Raw genomic sequence first — 19,591 nt, 5'->3', positions numbered from 1 at the left:
AGGAGTGTTACATTGAATTTACAAATAGAATTGAAGCATTCAGATGAAATTCAAAAGTTTTTATGTATATTAAATCTTGGCATGCTTGATTCCTTGCTTGAAGGGGCATTAACTTTTGAAGATGCATATGCGTATCTATATCGTCCTTATGTAGCACAACTTCTAAAACAAAATAATGCCAACAAGGCAATAATTGATTTGTTTGAGGAATGCTGTATGTTGGAAGATATACGAGATATAGCTCCCGAAAAGTTACAAGATGCAATTAAACTGAAAAAGAAAGAGACATTAGATTTACTTAAATCCTTGTCTAGTACGGAAAAGTCGATGTATTGGCTCAATAAATTTGATGAATGATTCAAAGACCTTGGGGGCGGCAATCCTCAAGGTCTTTCTTTTACCCCACCCAGTTCCGAATGAATCGGGCGGTACACCTTGAAAGAACTTAACCCTCATCACCCTCGTATGATATTCCTTTAATATGCCTGTACGCACATAAATGCTTGAATTTTATAACTTAAGTAACGCATTAGCGTTACATATTACAGGTTCATTATGGTCAGATACCATCATGATTGACCTGTTTTTTGTTATGTTCGTTTTCTCACACTTTTTTGGACATAATCGCAACTGAAGAAAATGCCGCCCAGATACAGAGGTTGAGAAGCTTCGCATCTATCAGAATGGACAGAAGGACAATTAAGAGTAAGGACGGTGAAATCGAATCATTTAATTTTGTCCGCAACAGAACTGACCATTGTAGCGATTGTTACAGCGCAAGGAAGAAATCTGCTGAGCGGCTTACCGGAAGTTCTCGCGGTAAGCACTTACCTGAACAGGCGGCAAGCTAATGATACAATGGTGGTAGCTGAAATAGGAGAAACCTATCGAGGAAATCGAGGTAGGTGACAAAGTCCCAGCTAAAGACGATGAAACTGGTGAGATGGCTTATTAAGGAAGTCGAATGGCTCTTCCAACGGGATGTAATCGATCCTAACTAATATGTCCCAAACTTTCACAGGAAGAACTAGATCAGACCAACATTTCTATTTCAACGATTAGGAGTATAGAGCATGGAACTTAACTTAATAAAATCAATTGGAATGTTAAAACATAATGTATCAACTGAGGAAGTTGCTCAAATTCTTAGTTTTCTAATAGAAAACGATTCCTTCCTGTTATTTTCTTTCTATGAGAGAAATTTTCATTTATTTGAGTCGGAGATTCAAGAATTCATCAATGAAAGACGTCTATTTACTAATTCCAAATGGGTATTGCCGTGGGAAGAGACAATTCCTGGGACCAACCAATTAATACACCACCAAATATTATTTGGTTCTCAGTAAAGACAAAGGACGAGATTATAAAAGCGATAGATATCGATAGTTTATTTCGATGAGGTTGAATTTCTTAATGCCACATGGTCAGAATTAAAGAACCGATTTTATGTAAACTTAGTTGAATAAATTCTAACAAGGTCAAGGGCGTAAGGCGAAGCGAACCCTTGACACGTTGGTGCAGAGAAAGACAATCCCTTCGGAGCTGAAGCCTTTCTTTGTTTGTTAACGGATGTGTGGATGTACGCGACCCAAAAAAACAGATAGCAATAACAGGGAATGAAACCTCCTGACAATCCTAGTTGGAGGTTTCATTCCCTATCTTTTATTCATCCACTATATGGGTGTTTTTTTGCATATTTATCAAGATGTTTTCTGCTCGGTACGGATTCTCATTTTTTCAACCTTACTACCTGCACCTGTAGTTGTGGATAGGAAGAAAGCTTTTTGATTTTCGGCCGATTTGTATCTTTGCTCTCTAATAAATCGAAGTCATCAATATCAATGCTTAGTGCTTCTGAATTACGTAGTACCAACGGCGCTGTTACTACCCCACGTTAAGCGGTCAGTCGCAATCAAGCGACAGCTTTTTTAATTATCCATTAAGGAAAGAGCGGTTATTACTTGTTTTTCAAATCATATTGAAGACGATTGATAAAGTTCATGGAGATATGGGAATTATGACGTTCCGCTGATCGGACCAAGCCGAGATAGACAGGCTGTTGATAAGGAATGTCCATTTCAAGCATGATAATTTCGGGGTCTCGCATAAAGGAGTAGTCCAGGCCGATGGTGACAGCGAGGTTTTGCCTAAGTGCATTGGTAATGACATCTGTGATGTTGGAAGTAAACAAGATATCGACAGGGCCATAAGCTTGGACAAATTCATCTACGAACGTCTTGACGTAGGTATCATTGTAAAGGATAAAAGGATGTCTGCATAGTTCATCTGGTGTAATGGAAGATTGAGAGGCAAGAGGAGAATTTTTCGTTACGCCCACGACCGTTTTTACCTCAAACAGCGGCTCGAATACCAGGCTAAGTCCCTCACTTTTTTTGAGCAAGTGCTGATGAATGATAACCAGGCCGAAATCAAGCTTATCCTGGAGAATATCCTCCAATATTTCCTGAGTCCCTTTTTCTGTAATGTGGGTACGGATATGAGGGTAATCTTTTTTAAAATTTGAAGCAGCATTGATCAACACCGTCAATGGCCCGGGAATGGTCGCCAGCCTAAGTTCTCCACTTAACGTGTTCGTGTATTTTTGGGCTTCTTCCCATATCTCCTGAATCTTCCCCAAGGCTTCAAATGCTTTTTTGATGATGATTTTCCCTTCAGGAGTCGGTACCGCTCCAAGGTGGGAACGTGAAAAAAGAGTAACGCCCAGTTCTGCTTCCAGATTGGAGAGCGACTGGCTGATAGCGGAGAGGGTGACATGCTTGTTCTGAGCGGCTTTGGTCAGAGAGCCTTCTTTCGCTACCTCTACGATATATTCGAGCTGTTCCAAATTCATTGGGTAGATCACCTCCTTTAGTTATCCTTAAGAAGTGGTAAGTATGTTTACATACCGAAAAATATATAAGAGTCCTATAATATACGCAAGGTAAGAATATCCAATAAAGGAACAAGAAGCGGGAAAACAACAGCGATGATACGGGTCGAGAAGCCATCGCGATAGTGCAAGATGTAACCCATGAAAAGTAATGACAGCTAATAGTGGAAACAACGATTGAGCAATACGGAAAAGTCGCTATGGAAGCTGTGGCTCAAGGGAACGCAAGTATTTTTATGAAAGTAGGAAGCATTATCGATGAGACTGGAAAATAAAGTAGCAATTGTAACAGGTGGAGCAAGTGGAATCGGTGAGACTACGGTTCGTCTCTTCGCGAAAGAAGGGGCAAAAGTAGTGATTGCTGACTTATCCCCACGGGGAAAGGAATTGGCAGAAGAGCTCAACCAAGCTGGCTTCGATGCCTTGTTCGTGCAAACGGACGTGACGATAGAATACGAAGTGAAACATATGGTGAGCCTCACTGTGGAGAAATTCGGGATGATAGACATTTTGTTTGCCAATGCAGGAATCGCCAAGGACGCGCCAGGTCATCTGTTAAGCATGGATGACTGGCAAAGAAGGATTGACATGAATCTCACTGGGGTGTTCTTCTGTGATAAATACGTCATCGAGCAAATGCTGGCACAACGCACTGGCGGAGCGATTGTCAACTGTGGCTCTATTCATAGGCATGCTGGAAATGAGGATGCGACTGCATACTCTTCCGCCAAAGGTGGCGTGAAGCTCCTGACCCAAACGCTGGGACTTCGATATGCGAGAAGAGGGATTCGTGTGAATGCTGTCTGTCTGGGATACATAGATACGTCACTGATCGCTGGGCACAGTGAAGCCATGAACGAGCACCTGATTGGGCTGCATCCAATGGGACGCTTGGGCAAGCCTGAAGAAGTCGCGAAGGCTGTTCTGTTTCTTGCCAGTGATGATTCTTCTTTCGTTACAGGCACAAGCCTTTTGGTGGATGGTGGATACCGCCCGATAAAGTGGGGCTTTTCCTTGTGGTGATTTCAAGGTGGTAGTCATGCCTTTGAGATGGTGAGTTTCCATGAAGAAGGAGGAGAATCGTATATGGCAGTGGCTTCACGCTTTTCCCGATCGATCAAGCTTTTGTTATGCAGTGTCGGAATGTTCATGATTTTGTTGTTGGGCGTACCTCTATCGGCTAGTACTGTAAGTGCAATTGATCAAATTGACCATACGGCACAAACATCCTTTGGGCTGTCCGCCTTGTCTCCTACGGATCTATCTATCACCATGTCGCATGAAGGAAATATCGGAGGACATAATGGAATCTATACAATTACAGTAACAAATGCTGAAGGCTCTGAAGCCTCAACTGGACATGTAGAGGTAACGGTCAACTTGCCAGAGGGTCTAGCTACAGTGAATATGAGAGGTACCGGCTGGATCTGCGACAACAACCGCACTTGTAGCCATAGTAATCCTATACCTGGTGGCGCAGCCTACGAAAGTATTACTTTACAAGTTAGGGTCCTTGATGGAGCACCGCGAACAGTAACGAATCAGGCAACGGTTTCGGGAGGTAATGACTCCAATCCTAGCAACAACACTGCGAGTGATCCGACTACGATTGTTACTAAGATAACCGGTCAGTCCTATCACCCTAAAGTGCTTAGAGAAGAGGAGACACTGGAATATACTATTTTTTTTACTAGTAAAGTGAGTGTGCTTGGAACGCCTACTCTTCCAATGGAAATCGGATCTTCAAATGTAAAGGCCAATTATATAAGGGGTTCAGGGGGGAACTGGCTGACCTTTGCGTACAAGATAGAAAAAGGTATGAATGATCATGATGGAGTTTCGATAGGCAATTCTATTGATTTGGACGGTGGTTCCATCACGGATCACTTGAACTATCCTGTTGAGGTTAGTATCTCGGGAGGGAAGGCCATGAATGTTGACACTTCCCCAATCGTTACTTCTGTAGATGTACCGGGATCAGGCATCTATCGCGTAGGGGATAAACTCACATTCAAAGTGAATTACAGTGAGCCTGTGAGCATGCAACTCACGACTAACGGCCATCTTGAACTGACAGTAGGAACTCAATTGAAGCAAGCCTTGTATGAATCTGGTACTGGCAGTAATACGCTCGTTTTCTCTTATACGGTGCAACCGGGCGACAGAGACGCCAACGGAATAACACTGGATACAAATATGGTGCTAGATGGTGGAGCCATGCAAGATGGGACGGGTAATCCGGCCGATTTGTTACTAACGGGTGTGGGTGACACATCGGGGATCATCATCGCTCCTCCCCCTCAGGCACCGGTGGCTGTGGACGATACCTACAGGGCGAATGAAGATACACAACTGACCGTCGCGGCACCGGGTGTTCTCGCGAATGACACAGACGCAGACGGCGATTCGTTGACAGCGCTATTAGTAACCGATCCGTCTAAAGGGACGCTCACGTTGAACGCAGACGGCTCATTCACCTATACACCCCATGCAAATGAGACAGGAACGGATACGTTTACGTATAAAACCAACGATGGCAAGGCAGATTCCAACGTGGCGATGGTAACGGTGACGATCAATCCGGCACCGCCCATCAACCAGGTACCAGTAGCTGCGGAAGATACCTACAGCACGAATGAAAACACTCCACTGACCGTCGCTACACCAGGTGTTCTCACCAATGACACAGACGCAGACGGCGATTCGTTGACAGCGATATTAGTAACTGATCCGTCCAAAGGGACGCTCACGTTGACCGCAGACGGCTCGTTCACCTATACACCCCATGCAAACGAGACTGGAACGGATACGTTTACGTATAAAACCAACGATGGTAAGGCAGATTCCAACATGGCGACGGTCACCGTGAGGATTAAGAGAATAATCATTCCTCCAACAGAACCTTCCTATTATCCAGTCACAGGAATCAGTCTAGATGAGGAACAGCTGATCCTATCAGTCGGAGAAGACGTCACACTAAAGGCTACAATCACCCCATCCTATGCAACGAACCAGAAAGTAAGATGGAAGAGCAGCAACCCAAAGGTAGCTGAGGTAGATGACGAAGGACGCGTCACGGCGAAAAGAGAAGGAAAGACAACTATCACCGTAACGTCTGTAGATGGGGACAAAGAAGCTACCCTTGAAGTAAGGGTCAGTGATGAAGCAGACGATTCCTTACAATTAGAATCAACGGAGAAGATGTTCTGGATTCGACCATATAGCAGTGTTCGTTTTAAGGTGTATGCGGTCATCGATGGAAAACGTAGAGATATCACGAATGACAAAGAAACTTCTTACGACATAGATAACGATTTGGCTAGCTTAATAAAGCCAGGCCGTCTAAAAGTAGGGGAAACAGAAGGAGAATCCGTAATCACCGTCCACTATCGCGGAGAAAAGCTTGAGATCCCCGTTACGATTTCCAAGCTGTCTGTCCGATCACTTACAGCTAATATACAAAAGGCTGTGTTAGTAGTGGATGAAGAAAGGGAGTTGGAAGTGAACGCTCTTTTGAGCAACAAACAGAGCGACGAGGTGACGAAATTCGTCCAATGGTCCTCAAGGAATCCTAAGGTTGCGGACGTGACGAAGGAAGGCGTGCTGCTTGCCAAAAAGCCAGGAACGGTTGTCCTTACAGGTAAATACGCAAACAAAGAGGTCCGATTGAGTATTTTGGTCATGGAAGAAAAAGTAGTCGATCGGTTAGAGGCATATCGCAGCTCGTTTTATCTAGAGCCTGAAGAGAGCAGGTCTGTCCCCGTACATGCTGTGTATGGAAAAGGCTTTAAAGAGGAAGTAACGGCGGATGCCGAGTGGACATCGGACGATCCTGAAATAGCTACTGTAGATGCAGATGGGACGATTACGGCCTTGGCAGAGGGGAGCACGACCATAACGGTCAGCTATGGAGGAAAAGAAATTCAGCTCAAGATCGTCGTAAGCGAATAAGTGGTGTAAGAGAGTCGGTTATACCATGGAAGACTAACTGATTCTCGTTTACTGGAAATGGATGATCGTATTCTCTTAAAGGGAGGTGGATCATCGAATCATTAAGAAAATACGAGTTCATTCGCAAATAATCAAACTTCGTAGGAGGCATTATCAACATGAAAAACGTACTTAAAAACAGAATGGCAAAGCTTCTTCTCTCCGTATCTATCGCAGCAGGGGTACTCTCTTTTGGACTAACTCCTGCTAGCGCATTCTCATTGGAAGAGGCGATGATGCAAGTACAAAAAGCACGTGGAAAGTCACTAGCACAAAAACGTGAAGAAGCATTTAACAGCATGAGAGGATTCATGGACAAAATGGATCGAAGCAAACGCGATATAACTCAGCGTGTTACCCGTTAGGTGAATTTTCGCATGTGTTTCGAATCTTATAGACTACATTATTACAACGGGATAAGTTTGGATTTTTAAACTACGCCACACTAAGTTTGTCCTAGCCAAGCATTCCGAAGGTGAGTCATCTGAAAATAAAACTTCAATACTCCACATAATTCCTGAAGAGGATCTCATTATTAATTCAGTTACATCGAAATAATGAGGTTCTCCCCATTTTGTTTTCAAATTAAATAGCAATAGCATAGATCAGCCAGTTTCTTTTAGCTACAAGCGGATATAAGACCACAATTTCAAATAAATTTAATGTCATGAATCGTAACGGTTCACCTAATTTCATTTATTTCTCTCACAATTAACGTTGCCAATATACACTTAATTCTCACCAATTTAAGTTGGTTTGCAGGTTTTTATGGTTGCATGTCTCTTATATTAAATGAAAATTTTCACAAAACAGTCATCCGTTATTGGGAACTATATGTGTGGTGGAGGGAGTAGAAAATGCGAGCGAATAGTTATCAGAAAAAGAAGAATCGAATGACTGGAATGACTGGAATGTCTGATCAACTACTAAATACGTCTGTTGAAAATAGAAAGGTACTGCAAAAAATAGCAGTTCCATCAAACGTTTCTACGGTATTGCAAATGCAGAAAGCGTTTGGAAACAGTGTTACCTTACAGTTGATGAAGAAGTATCAGGATACTTCTAAAGGAAAAGGTGTAGGCAGCGTCATACAGCAGTCAGAAACTACCTCGGAAAACAGCACAGAACTTGATACAGAAAGTACAATGGAGAATGAGTCTGAGGAGAAAGAGACTATTAATGAGTCGGATACAAACATTGCAGATCACTTACGATCATACTGGTTTAAAGACAGTACAGAAGTCATTACTGAATCATTCAAGTTTAACAATAAGCCACGTATACGACAAAAAGAGGTGCGTATTCCGCTATCCACTTTACAAGGGAAAAATAGAAAAATACTTGGAGGTAGCAAGATTCGTACTAAGACCGCTCCACCACTGAGCGTTGGGAATGATAAAGGAATAATAGATGGAGATTTTAATAAAGAAAAACGGTTTGATAAGGGACATTTGATGCCCCATTCGTCTGGAGCACCAGTCAATAGCCTGTTAATCGTACCGATGACAATGGAAATGAACAGGACGGGACCGTGGAAGCGTATGGAGGATTCGATCAGTAGAATTCTGCGTAGCACAAATGCATTCCCTAAATCTGAAAAGAATATATCTACAACGATTGATAGTACCGACAATGTAAGTGAGGATGACATCGCGTCGATTCTAAATTACGAGGAACAGGAAAAGAGCGAGAAATATCGTGGAGGATACATGCGTATTTTGCTTGATTACCCTCTTGTAGCTGATGATGAAGACAATGTGAAGCAAGATCATCTAGAAAAAATTGGGAGTGATCCACGGATACCCCATAAATTTTTAGTTACACTACATACAATAGATAATCAAATGTTTTATACAAACCAGTTCTCGTATGATGATATTCAAAAAACAAACGCGCAACCGTCTGAAATACTTAAGCAGATTTTTAAATTTGCCGAAGAGGAATTAGATGCGTTGGATAGAGATCTCAAAAAAAATAAGAAAGCTGAATGGATACCACAGGGATTAGGCGAAGAAGGCAAAAAATATCCTCCGCTTAGTATACCAGAACAGCATGTTCCTCGTCCGCATCGATCGCTTGATTATTTGGTGCACATGATGTCGGTTATGAATGAGAAAAAATTGAAATCGTTATTAGGAAAATTGTCTGAAGAAAATAAAGAAGAATATGATCTCTTAGATTCTGTAAAATACGAAACCTACAATAAAGGGCTAAATTTTACACCTCAACAAAGGCTGTTAGCAGAATTACATATAAAAGCAAAAAATAGCGGAAAGTTTTTATCTGATCTAAATCCGGAAGCGATGAAAAAGTATAATTTCAAAGGAGAATTAGCTAGATTATATAATGACCCAATTGGAATGGATGAACTTATTTATATGGAAGGTCGAAAGGCGCCAGAGGCAGATCACCATGTGCCAAAAAGTACAGGTATGGGAACCAACCATTTTTCAAACTTACTGTACGTCAGCTATGCGCAGAATCATGGAGTTGGTAACCTCAATAAATCGATCGATATTACAAATCCAAACCGATCCAAGGAAGCGAGACCAACTGACAGCATTAGCTCTGTACCTGGTTCGAGTACAAAAGTTAAAAAAGAAAATGAAGTTCGAGATGAGCTTATCTTAGAAAATGGTTTAAATCTTGACGAAGATGTGGAAGACGATGATATACATTACGAAGTAAATCTCGATGAATACAGTGAAAAATTGGAAAGTGAAAAAAGTTCAATTACAGCGAGAGAATTGACTGAATTACGAGGAAAATACGAGAACGAAAAATTTTACTCATCCTGGTCTAAAAAGGCCAAAGAAGAGGAACGTAACGCAAAAAAAATGTTCATATAAAAAAATGGTCTTACCGGGACTGCCCCCGTAATGTGAGACAAATCAAAACACCTTCAAGAGAACGCAACCATGTCGTATGATATGGGGACAATTTTGTAGGTGTTTTTGCATTGACTACTAGAGTGAGTAACCCCGTAGAAGTCAAGAAGCTGGCGATTCAAATGTGATTGGCAGGAGCTCCGGTGAGGGAAGTTAAAGAGAGAGCTGAATCCGAAATGTGACTCAGCTAAAGGTCTGGATGAAGTGGTCTCGAGAGGGGAGCTTCATCGACTAAAACAAACTGTTGGCAAACAATATAGCTGTGGCGGTCATGAGTGCTTCAGAGCTGGAGAAAGTGAAAGCAGAAAACGATTACAAAACAACTGGATGGGCTAAAAAAGTACAAGGAAATGGACGAGTGGTCTAGGAGACTCGACTCAATTTTAGCGTCGCCGAAAAAGGAAGTGAGTGGTATATTGGATCATATTAGAAATGATAGACAAGGTAGGGGGACATGCCATGGAGAAACGTCGCGTTTTGTTACTCGGGGCAAGCGGCTACTTGGGAAGTCAAATCTATCAGGAGCTTTTGCGGGATGATTCCCTTGAACTAATGGGTACATGCTTTTCGGCACCAGCTGCTGGTCATCTGCTCCAAATCGATGTGACAGATACTCCTTCTTTTTCACCGATTCTGCAAGAATTTTCACCACATGTTGTCATTTGGGCGTTGATGAGTGCAACAGATGAACGAGCGCTAATAGAAAACGGCTTGGATGCTCTGCTTTCTCTGCTGCCAGAAAAGAGCAAATTGATCTTCATCTCCACAGATGGTATTTTCGGAAAAGGAACAGGCTCTTATCGGGAAGAAGATCCGCCTGAGCCATTAGATGAGAGAAACCCGTTAGCTACTTATTCGAATGCCAAAATACGAGGAGAAGCACGCATTCGCGAGCGGCATCCCAACCATGTCATCGTGCGAGTGGGGCCGATTTATGGTCGAAATGCGGCTGGGAAATGGGATAAACGCGTCGCTTCGATGTGTGCAGACCTGAAAGCTGGCACAGAAGTAAGCCGATCAGGCAATTTGTACAAGACGTTTGTCCATGTGGAAGACGTGGGGAATGCCATTCACGAACTGCTACACGGCTCTTACCTCGGAACGCTTCATCTCGGTCCTGCAAAGAAAGAGAGTTATTATTCCTTTTACAAAAAGATGGCTCTGGCATTAGGGCTGAATGCAGATGGTGTAAAAGAAACCTTGTTAACAGAAGCGGATGCGCAAGAACGAGGAGTACCAATGGATACTTCATTGAATACGAAAAAGGCGCATGAACGGCTACAGACCCGTTTTCGTCAGGCGGGATGGGAAAACGCAAATGGCATCGATAGCGACAAAGGAGAGTAGAAAACAATGAAAACAATCGGATTAATTGGCGGCATGAGCTGGGAGTCCTCCTTGGTCTACTACCGTTTGATCAATGAAACCGTTAAGGAGAGGCTGGGCGGTTTGCATTCGGCGAAAAGCATTATGTATTCTGTTGATTTTGCGGAGATCGAAGAAATGCAACGAGAAGGACGATGGGAAGAAGCAGGCGAGCGGATGGCGAGTGCGGCGAAAAGTCTGGAAGCGGCAGGCGCCGACTTGATCGTTCTCTGTACAAATACGATGCACAAACTGGCGTATGCCATCGAAGAAGCGACCAGCCTGCCGTTTCTTCATATTGCGGATGCGACAGCCCAAGCGATCACGAACCACGGGCATAAACGAGTGGCACTGCTCGCGACTCGATTTACGATGGAGCAGGAGTTCTACACAGGGCGGCTGCGTGATGTACACGGATTAGAGGTACTGCTGCCGGATGAAGAAGAGCGAAAACTCGTCCATGACATCATTTATCATGAACTATGCGTCGGAACCATTCGCGAGGAATCCAAACGTACCTACCAGGCGATCATTGAGCGATTGGTCAAGGAAGGTGCTGAGGCAGTCATCCTCGGTTGTACGGAAATCGGTCTGTTGATCACAGCCGAAGATTGCACCGTTCCGGTATTTGATACGACTGCGATTCATGCAGAGGCTGCTGTGGAGGCTGCTTTGCAGTAGATGATAGGAAAAATAAAAGACTGAGTTCATCCCATTTTCTACTTGGATGACTGAGTCTTTTTTTTGTACAAACGTGCATGTCCGTTATTTGTCCTTGAGTAAATCCGAGATCAAGATACCGTTTATTTTCAAACCAGTAATGTCGCAATCCGTTATCTCCACATTGGATAAATCACAATTTCTGAATTGCCCACGAGTTAGGTTACAGCTGTGAAAGCTTACCGGTTTATACTGCCCATCGGGATTATAATTCGCGTCTCCCTCATTCGGAAGAACCACGTTATGAAACTCTGTTCCAAACAAATGTGCCTGATCAATAACAGCGTGGCTAAAATTAGCATGCTGAATGCCTAAGCCCGACAAGTTTGCGTTGGAGATTTTACTTCCACTCATATTCACATCATTCAAAGTCATTTGACTCATATTTACGTTGTTGATTTTGGTCTTTGCCAAGCTGACATTATCAATAGTAAGCTCCTCAGCTCTGACCTCCTGCCATTTAGACCCTGATATATCCGCCATTCGCAAGTCCCGCGGTTCCGCCTTCAGGTTCATTCTCATATCCCCCTTCGCATTAAAAATTGAGGCATTTGTAACTTCGACATACGCCATGTTTTTCCTTTATTACCCAGTTGTGTTCTCTACTCTCCCCAAGAGATTTCTTAAAACCAATTAAAAACAACTAAACACACATAAAAACATTCAATTAACGTTGCGTTCACATCCGCTTAATATTTTCCCCGTAAGATTGGTGTCGTAGGAATCAGGAAATGAACATTCCGCAAAGAGGAGAGGTTCTCATGAGAAAATGGCATTATCCTTTACTTGCTTCCGTTCTATCAATCGCGTTTTTAGCAGGATGTGGACAATCACCACAATCACAATCAAACACACAATCTTCCGCAACGGAAAGTACAACCGCCTCAGGAGAGATTACTGTTTATACGGCACTGGAGGATGACCAGATCAAAACGTATTTGGAAACCTTCAAAGCGAAATATCCGGATGTAAAGGTAAGCATCGTCCGTGATTCTACAGGGATCATCACAGCAAAGCTACTGGCGGAAAAAGACAATCCCCAAGCAGACGTCGTATGGGGAACGGCAGCGACAAGCCTGCTTGTACTCGAACAACAAGGCATGCTCGAAGGCTATTCGCCGAAAGGAATCGAGAGAGTGTCCCCGGAGTTTAAGGATTCCAAGGAACCTGCAAGCTGGGTAGGAATCGATGCGTGGGAGACAGCTATTGCGGTCAATACCAAGGAGCTGGAAAAACGCAATTTGCCCATCCCGCGCTCATACGAAGACCTGATCAAGCCGGAGTACAAAGGATTGATCGTGATGCCAAATCCAGCGTCTTCTGGAACTGGGCTTTTGACGATTAACGGAATCATGCAACTGAAAGGGGAGCAAGAAGGCTGGGCGTACCTCGACAAGCTGCATGAAAATATGGCGATCTACACGCATTCCGGATCGAAGCCAGCGAAAATGGCAGCATCGGGCGAATATCCAATCGGCATTTCCTTTGGTTACCGTTCGATTACCGAGAAGAAAAAAGGCGCCCCCGTTGAAGTCGTCTTTCCAACAGAAGGCTCGGGTTGGGATGTAGAGGCGAATGCCTTGATCAAAAAGAGTGAGATCAAGCCAGAAGCCAAGCTGTTCTTGGACTGGGCCATCTCGGATGAAGTCATGAAAGCCTATAACCAGAACTTCGCCATCGTAAGCGTCAAGCAAGAAGGCGCGACACTCCCGGAAGGCTACGCAGTAGATCCAATCAAGCAATTAATCAAGCTCGACCTGAATCAAGCCGCACAAAATCGTGACAACATCTTGGGTGAGTGGGAAAAACGCTACGCGACCAAGAGTGAACCTAAGTAAGCAGCGAGGAGAACAGCATGAAACAATCCTATCTATCCATTCAAGGGGTCAGTAAACGCTTTGGTTTGTTTGCCGCATTGGAGCACATTTCCATCGAAATTGACAAAAATGAATTTGTTTGTCTGCTCGGTCCCAGTGGCTGCGGTAAAACGACATTACTGAGAATGCTGGCTGGATTGGAGCAGCCGACGACAGGCAAGATGATCTTGGGAGGCAGGGAGATTACTTCCCTGCCACCAGCGAAACGAAACATTGCGATGATGTTCCAGTCGTACGCATTGTTTCCCAATTTGACGGCTGCCGAAAATATTGCCTTTGGCCTGCAAGAAAAGAAGCTGGGGAAAAAAGAGATCGCAGCCAAAGTAGAAGAGGCGCTGGACATGGTTGATTTGACTCATGCCGCCGCCAAATATCCCAGCCAGCTCTCAGGCGGTCAGCAGCAACGGATTGCCTTGGCGCGAGCGATTGCACTATCGCCGGATGTCCTGCTTTTAGATGAACCACTATCCGCATTGGATGCAAAAGTAAGACAAAAGCTGCGCCGGGAGATTCGGCGTTTGCATGAGCAGTACGGGATGACGACGGTGATGGTCACCCATGATCAGGATGAGGCATTGACCATGGCAGACAAGATCGTCGTGATGGATCACGGCGAGGTCGTTCAGGTAGGAACGCCCGAGGAGATCTATAACACCCCAGCCACTCCGTTTGTTGCTGATTTTATCGGAGCGATCAACTTTTTTGAGTACAGCCGCTTCGAGAATGCGCAATCTGATCAGAATCGCTTACTTGCGATCAGACCAGAGCATGTGCGGCTTTTGCAGAACGAGTCCGAATGCGCCATACCTGCGACTATTTCCGAGATAGAATTTCGCGGTGCTTTTTACCGAATCTTTCTGGAATGGCAAGAGGAAGGCCAGATAAAAAAAGAGCTTCTGACAATCGATTTAATAGCGGCTGAGGCACAAAGACTTGGAATTGCCCGAGGCAAAAAGGTTTGGCTGGAGTTTCCGCTGGAGAATTTGCTGACCTTTGAGCATGCGCCAGCCATAGAGGAACAGGGGTGAGCAGCATGAAGGAAATGACATCGATCTTCGATGGAAAAGCCATGCAAAAGTGGCTCATCGCTCTCGTCGTTCTTGGATTGTCAGCGAGTGTTCTGTTGCCACTTGGCCAGCTATTTTCCAAAGCATTCTATAACAAGAACGGTCAGTTCATCGGCCTGGACAATTTCGTTACGTACTTTTCCACCCCGGCACTGGCAGGGTCGCTGAATAACACCTTGTACATTTCAGCGATGACGACGCTGATCGCAGTCACACTTGCTTTTCTGTTCGCCTATGCCTTGACGCGCAGCGGGATTCGCGGAAAACGAGTCTTTCGGGCGATCGCGCTACTGCCGCTGTTTGCACCCACGATGATGCACGGCATCGCGCTGACCTACCTTTTTGGGAATCAGGGGCTAGTGACAACGGGGATCTTCGGGTTGCTCCCGTTTCAATGGGACATCGATCTGTATGGCCCAGTGGGAATTATTTTGGCAGAGATCGTCTATGTTTTCCCTCAAGCGTATTTAATTCTCGCTGTTTCCCTTGCTTTTGCCGACTATCAGCTGTACGAAGCGGCGGATACGCTCGGGGCTAACCATGGGCGCAAGTTTTTTGCAGTGACGCTGCCTAGCGTGAAATACGGTATCGTCAGTGCCTGCTTCGTTTGTTTCACTCTCTCGTTTACTGACTTTGGAGCGCCAAAGGTTGTCGGCGGACAGTTTTCCGTACTGGCGACAGACGTCTACAAGCAGGTCATTGGTCAGCAAAATATGACGATGGGAGCAACAGTTGGGCTGCTTTTGATCATTCCGGCTGTCGTGGCGTTTGTCGTGGACCGGATTGTTGAGCGCAAACAACACGCGGCCATAACAGCCAAGTCCAAACCGTATCGAATCAAGAAGAATCGTTTGCGCGACTGGTTTTATTTCATCCTTTGTGCGAGTGTCAGCGGATTTTTGCTGCTTCTTATGGCTGCGGTGGTTCTGGCTTCTTTCATCAAAGTATGGCCGTACAATCTGACTTTCGGCTTGGATCATTACGATTTTTCCAATGTAGCAGGAGAAGGGATCGAGCCACTGTGGAACAGCATTCTCGTCGCACTGCTGACGGCAGTGATTGGGACGGCGGTGACCTTTATTACTGCCTACATGATTGAAAAGTCGCAGGTGTGGAAAGGGCTTCGTCAGGTGGGATACTTCCTGTCGATTCTCCCGCTGGCATTGCCGGGAATGGTCATCGGGCTAGCGTACATTTTCTTCTTCAACAATCCGTCGAATCCATTTCACGGCATGTACGGGACGATTTGGATTTTGATTTTGGCAAACGTTATTCATTTTTTCGCAGTCGGCTTTATTACAGCAACGAGTGCGTTGAAAAAGCTCGATCCCGAGTTCGAGCAAGCGGCAGAGTCCATGGGGATCTCGCAGACAAAGCTATTGTGGCGAGTCACGATACCCGTCTGTATGCCCGCGATTGTCGAGATGGCGGTGTACTTTTTCATCAACTCGATGGTGACGATCTCGGCGGTTGTGTTTCTGTATGCAGCGGATTTCAAGCTGGCTTCTGTCTCCATCGTCAACATGGATGACGCCGGGGATGTGGCTCCGGCAGCAGCGATGTCGGTATTGATCGTTATCCTCAACATTATCGCTCGTGCTGGCGCAGAATGGATCGCATCCAGACTTCGCAAGCGGCAACAAGGTCCTACCAAGAGAAAGGGCAGGTGGCATAAAGCATGAAAGCAGTAGTATTTGATTGGGCAGGTACAATGGTCGATTACGGATGTTTCGCTCCTTTGGCTGTCTTTTTACAGGTGTTCAAAAAACGAGGAATTGAGCTGACAGCAGCAGAAGCTCGCGAACCGATGGGGATGCTCAAGCGCGATCATATCCAGGCTTTGTGCAAAATGGATCGGGTAGCAGCGCTATGGCAAGAACGTTACGGACGTCTCCCAAATGAAGCGGATGTGGACGAGTTGTACGCTGACTTCGAACCGATGCTGATGGCGACGCTGCACGAGTACGCCACCCCTGTTCCGGGAGCGTTGGAGCTGGTAGGGCGACTGCGCGAGCAAGGGATCAAGATCGGTTCGACTACGGGCTACACAAGGGAAATGATGAATGTCGTAGCGGCATCGGCTAAACAACAGGGCTACGAACCGGACGCACTCGTCACCCCGAGTGAAGTGACTTCTGGACGTCCGTATCCATGGATGTGCTATCAAAATGCGATCCTGCTGGACGTATATCCAATGAACAATATGGTCAAGGTCGGCGATACGACGAGTGATATGAAAGAAGGAAGAAATGCCGGGATGTGGACCGTTGGCGTCCTGAAGGGTGGAAGCGAGCTGGGCCTGTCCTTGGAGGAAGTGACGAGCATGCCACAGGAAGAGCTGGATAAAAGGCTGGCTATCGCAACGGAGCGATTGACTGCGGCAGGCGCCCACTATGTCATCGAGGAGATCGGGCGTTTGGATGAAGTGCTGGAAAAGATCGAGAAGCGCCATGCAGGAGGAGAGAAACCATGAATCAGACACGACCAACCGACAATCCGTACTTGTTACTAACCCCCGGACCATTGTCCACTTCACCGACCGTACGCGAAGCAATGCTGCGTGACTGGTGCACGTGGGATCGTGATTACAATGAACTGGTACAGGCAATCCGCCAGAAGCTCGTCCGATTGGCAACCTCACAGGTAGAGGAGTATACGAGTGTTTTGATGCAAGGCAGCGGGACCTTTTGTGTCGAAGCGGTAGTGAGCAGTGCGATTCCCGCAGACGGCAAGCTGCTCATCCTGACGAATGGCGCATACGGGGATCGGATCGTGGAAATGGCACAGGTCTATGGAATCGCTACAGAGGTAATTGATTTTGGCGAAGTGACAAAAGCGGATGCAGAGGAATTGGAGCAGAGGCTTGCGGCAGATACAACGATTACGCATGTGGCTGTTGTGCATTCGGAAACGACTACCGGCATGCTTAATCCCATCAAAGAAATCGGTGAAGTCGCCAAGAAGTATGGAAAAGTCTATATCGTAGACGCGATGAGCAGCTTCGGTGGCATCCCGCTGGATGTAGCAGAGCTATCGATCGACTTCCTGATCTCCAGCGCAAATAAATGCATCCAAGGCGTGCCTGGCGTAGGCTTTGTCATTGCCAAAAAGTCTGCGCTCCTCCAATGCGAAGGGATTGCCCGTACGTTGTCCCTCGATTTGTACAGCCAGTGGAAGACGATGGAGCAGCAAAACGGAAAGTGGCGGTATACTTCTCCGACTCATGTCGTGCGAGCGTTTTATCAGGCGTTGGTAGAGCTTGAGGAAGAGGGCGGAGTTGAAAAACGGTACGAGCGTTACCAGCGAAATCAGCAGCTTCTCGCTGAAGGCATGGAGCGAATCGGCTTTCGCGTCCTGTTGCCAAAAGAATCGCAATCGCCCTTCATTACTTCCTTTTATTATCCCGAGAGCGACGCATTCACCTTCGCAGAGCTGTATGAGCGGCTAAAGCAGGCAGGCTTCGTTATTTATCCGGGCAAAATCTCGCAAGCGGATACGTTTCGGATTGGCAACATCGGAGAGGTTTACCCCGAGGATATGGAGAAATTGCTCGCCGCAGTGGATAACAATCGTTTCTGGCTTTAGTAGACTATAAGGAGGCAACGGTGATGAAAGTGTTTTGCTTGGGTGGAGCGGGAAATATTTGTCGGGAAGCGGTGCTCGATCTCGTGATGCATTCGGATTTTGAGCAAATCACGATCGGCGATTTTAATGAAGAGGAAGGTCGCAAGGTAGTCGAGTGGCTGAACGATCCGCGCGTAGATTTTGTTCCAGTAAATGTACGTGATCATGCGGATACAGTCCAAAAAATGAGCGGATACGATATTGTCATGGACGGTACCACGATAACGCTAAACGGCCTGTCTACCGCTGCGATTGCCGAGGCTGGCTGCCATGGTATCAATTTGAACGGCTTCGGGGAAGAAAACGCATCGGATGCAATCTTTCGTTTGCGCAAGGAAAGACCTGCCTCCCAGGCTTTGGCATGACGCCAGGACTCACACAAATGATGGCGATGCATGCAGCGAACCAGCTCGATGAGGTCGACGAAGTGCGCGTCAGCCACGGTTCTTTTCGTCCGATTGCCTTTTCCAAATCGATCACAGAGACGACGACCTATGAGTATGATCCAGGCTTGCCAGGGCGTGTCGTATATGAAAATGGCGAATTTATTCAAGTGCCGCCGTTTGCCCGCCCCCGCGAAATCGAGCTTCCCGCACCGTATGGAAAAACGATTCAGTACATCATTCCTCATGCGGAGACCAAGACACTCGCACAGGCACTGTCTCCAAAAGGCGTAAAGCTGATCGAGGTGCGGGGAACATGGCCGAAGCAAAACATGGAGCTGGTCAAAGCTCTCTATGATTATGGCTTTTTACGGAACGATCCCATCACGGTAGGGGAAACCCAGGTGGGAATCCTTGATTGTATCTCCCAATACCTCTACAATTCTAGGGAGGGAAAAGAGACGGAATTATACGGGTATTCTCTTCATGTCGAGGTAACAGGTACCAAGGACGGACGCAAAGTACGCCACGTCCTGTACCATACACATCCGGCATCTGACGGTTCTGTAGCTGACTGGGCTGGGCTGCGCGCCTATACCCGCAACGTAGGAATCCCGCTGGCGATTGCAACTGAGCAGATCGCAAAAGGAAACGTAAAAGCTACTGGCGTCATAACACCAGAAGAAGCATTTGATCCGGCTGTGATTTTTCGCGAGCTGGAAAAACGTCAGATTTTTATCCATGAAGAGAAGATCGATCTGACGTAAAGTACGAGATAGGGGGACAT

Annotated in this window: 16 protein-coding genes and 1 pseudogene; 15 read left to right on the top strand and 2 right to left on the bottom strand. The window is 45.8% G+C overall.

Translation table 11 applies throughout. The annotated features are described in order from the left end of the window. The first annotated feature begins 12 nt into the window (after positions 1 to 12). The 3 genes from C7R93_RS05120 to C7R93_RS30445 all read left to right on the top strand — a co-directional run bounded on the left by C7R93_RS05120 (position 13) and on the right by C7R93_RS30445 (position 1,346). Positions 13 to 357 carry a DUF3969 family protein gene (locus C7R93_RS05120; RefSeq protein ID WP_106837804.1) on the top strand — a complete coding sequence of 115 codons (345 nt, stop codon included), beginning with the start codon at positions 13 to 15 and terminating at the stop codon, positions 355 to 357. Positions 358 to 714: 357 nt separating this feature from the next. After that, the gene (locus tag C7R93_RS05115) at positions 715 to 909 is read left to right on the top strand and encodes a hypothetical protein (RefSeq protein WP_106837803.1); all 195 of its coding nucleotides are present in this window, start codon (positions 715 to 717) and stop codon (positions 907 to 909) included. A 164-nt stretch (positions 910 to 1,073) separates the two neighbouring features. After that, positions 1,074 to 1,346 carry a hypothetical protein gene (locus C7R93_RS30445; protein WP_244191449.1) on the top strand — a complete coding sequence of 91 codons (273 nt, stop codon included), beginning with the start codon at positions 1,074 to 1,076 and terminating at the stop codon, positions 1,344 to 1,346. Positions 1,347 to 1,957: 611 nt separating this feature from the next. Here the strand turns inward: C7R93_RS30445 and C7R93_RS05105 are convergent. Further along, on the bottom strand, positions 1,958 to 2,851 hold the full coding sequence (locus tag C7R93_RS05105) for a LysR family transcriptional regulator (RefSeq protein WP_106837802.1): 894 nt from the start codon (positions 2,849 to 2,851) through the stop codon (positions 1,958 to 1,960). A 297-nt stretch (positions 2,852 to 3,148) separates the two neighbouring features. Here C7R93_RS05105 and C7R93_RS05100 point away from each other — a divergent pair, with 297 nt between their 5' ends. From C7R93_RS05100 to C7R93_RS05075, 6 genes are all read left to right on the top strand, one after another. After that, positions 3,149 to 3,913, top strand: coding sequence for an SDR family NAD(P)-dependent oxidoreductase (locus C7R93_RS05100; protein ID WP_106837801.1), 765 nt, complete (start codon positions 3,149 to 3,151; stop codon positions 3,911 to 3,913). Between the two features lie 63 nt (positions 3,914 to 3,976). Then, complete coding sequence (locus C7R93_RS05095) at positions 3,977 to 6,841, top strand: Ig-like domain-containing protein (protein ID WP_208637790.1); 2,865 nt, start codon at positions 3,977 to 3,979, stop codon at positions 6,839 to 6,841. A gap of 158 nt (positions 6,842 to 6,999) precedes the next feature. After that, positions 7,000 to 7,245, top strand: coding sequence for a hypothetical protein (locus tag C7R93_RS05090; RefSeq protein ID WP_106837799.1), 246 nt, complete (start codon positions 7,000 to 7,002; stop codon positions 7,243 to 7,245). A 492-nt stretch (positions 7,246 to 7,737) separates the two neighbouring features. After that, a complete protein-coding gene (locus tag C7R93_RS05085; RefSeq protein ID WP_106837798.1) occupies positions 7,738 to 9,729 on the top strand; it encodes a hypothetical protein in 1,992 nt (663 codons plus the stop codon). Positions 9,730 to 10,227: 498 nt separating this feature from the next. Further along, complete coding sequence (locus C7R93_RS05080; protein WP_106837797.1) at positions 10,228 to 11,115, top strand: sugar nucleotide-binding protein; 888 nt, start codon at positions 10,228 to 10,230, stop codon at positions 11,113 to 11,115. A 6-nt stretch (positions 11,116 to 11,121) separates the two neighbouring features. Continuing rightward, positions 11,122 to 11,814 (top strand): aspartate/glutamate racemase family protein, encoded by a 693-nt coding sequence (locus C7R93_RS05075; RefSeq protein WP_106834217.1) that lies wholly within the window; start codon positions 11,122 to 11,124, stop codon positions 11,812 to 11,814. Between the two features lie 84 nt (positions 11,815 to 11,898). On the opposite strand, the gene C7R93_RS05070 is transcribed toward C7R93_RS05075, so the two are convergent. Further along, the gene (locus C7R93_RS05070; protein WP_106837796.1) at positions 11,899 to 12,369 is read right to left on the bottom strand and encodes a pentapeptide repeat-containing protein; all 471 of its coding nucleotides are present in this window, start codon (positions 12,367 to 12,369) and stop codon (positions 11,899 to 11,901) included. A 245-nt stretch (positions 12,370 to 12,614) separates the two neighbouring features. Here C7R93_RS05070 and C7R93_RS05065 point away from each other — a divergent pair, with 245 nt between their 5' ends. The 6 genes and pseudogenes from C7R93_RS05065 (at position 12,615) to C7R93_RS05040 (ending at position 19,571) form a co-directional block, all read left to right on the top strand. After that, on the top strand, positions 12,615 to 13,691 hold the full coding sequence (locus C7R93_RS05065; RefSeq protein WP_106837795.1) for a putative 2-aminoethylphosphonate ABC transporter substrate-binding protein: 1,077 nt from the start codon (positions 12,615 to 12,617) through the stop codon (positions 13,689 to 13,691). 17 nt (positions 13,692 to 13,708) lie between these two features. After that, on the top strand, positions 13,709 to 14,758 hold the full coding sequence (locus C7R93_RS05060) for a putative 2-aminoethylphosphonate ABC transporter ATP-binding protein (protein ID WP_106837794.1): 1,050 nt from the start codon (positions 13,709 to 13,711) through the stop codon (positions 14,756 to 14,758). A 5-nt stretch (positions 14,759 to 14,763) separates the two neighbouring features. Next, positions 14,764 to 16,479: a putative 2-aminoethylphosphonate ABC transporter permease subunit gene (locus C7R93_RS05055; RefSeq protein ID WP_106837793.1), complete on the top strand. Its 1,716-nt coding sequence runs from the start codon at positions 14,764 to 14,766 to the stop codon at positions 16,477 to 16,479. Further along, positions 16,476 to 17,270: a phosphonoacetaldehyde hydrolase gene (gene phnX / locus C7R93_RS05050; RefSeq protein WP_106837792.1), complete on the top strand. Its 795-nt coding sequence runs from the start codon at positions 16,476 to 16,478 to the stop codon at positions 17,268 to 17,270. Before C7R93_RS05055 ends, phnX begins: the two co-directional genes overlap by 4 nt. Beyond that, complete coding sequence (gene phnW / locus C7R93_RS05045) at positions 17,267 to 18,382, top strand: 2-aminoethylphosphonate--pyruvate transaminase (protein WP_106837791.1); 1,116 nt, start codon at positions 17,267 to 17,269, stop codon at positions 18,380 to 18,382. The genes phnX and phnW overlap by 4 nt, the downstream gene beginning before the upstream one ends. A gap of 23 nt (positions 18,383 to 18,405) precedes the next feature. After that, positions 18,406 to 19,571: pseudogene (locus C7R93_RS05040) on the top strand (saccharopine dehydrogenase family protein). The last annotated feature ends 20 nt before the right edge of the window (positions 19,572 to 19,591 follow it).

Source organism: Brevibacillus fortis (assembly GCF_003013395.1).
GTDB lineage: Bacteria > Bacillota > Bacilli > Brevibacillales > Brevibacillaceae > Brevibacillus > Brevibacillus fortis.
Note: the sequence above shows the minus strand (reverse complement) of the source record. Positions and strands in the feature narration are given on the sequence as shown.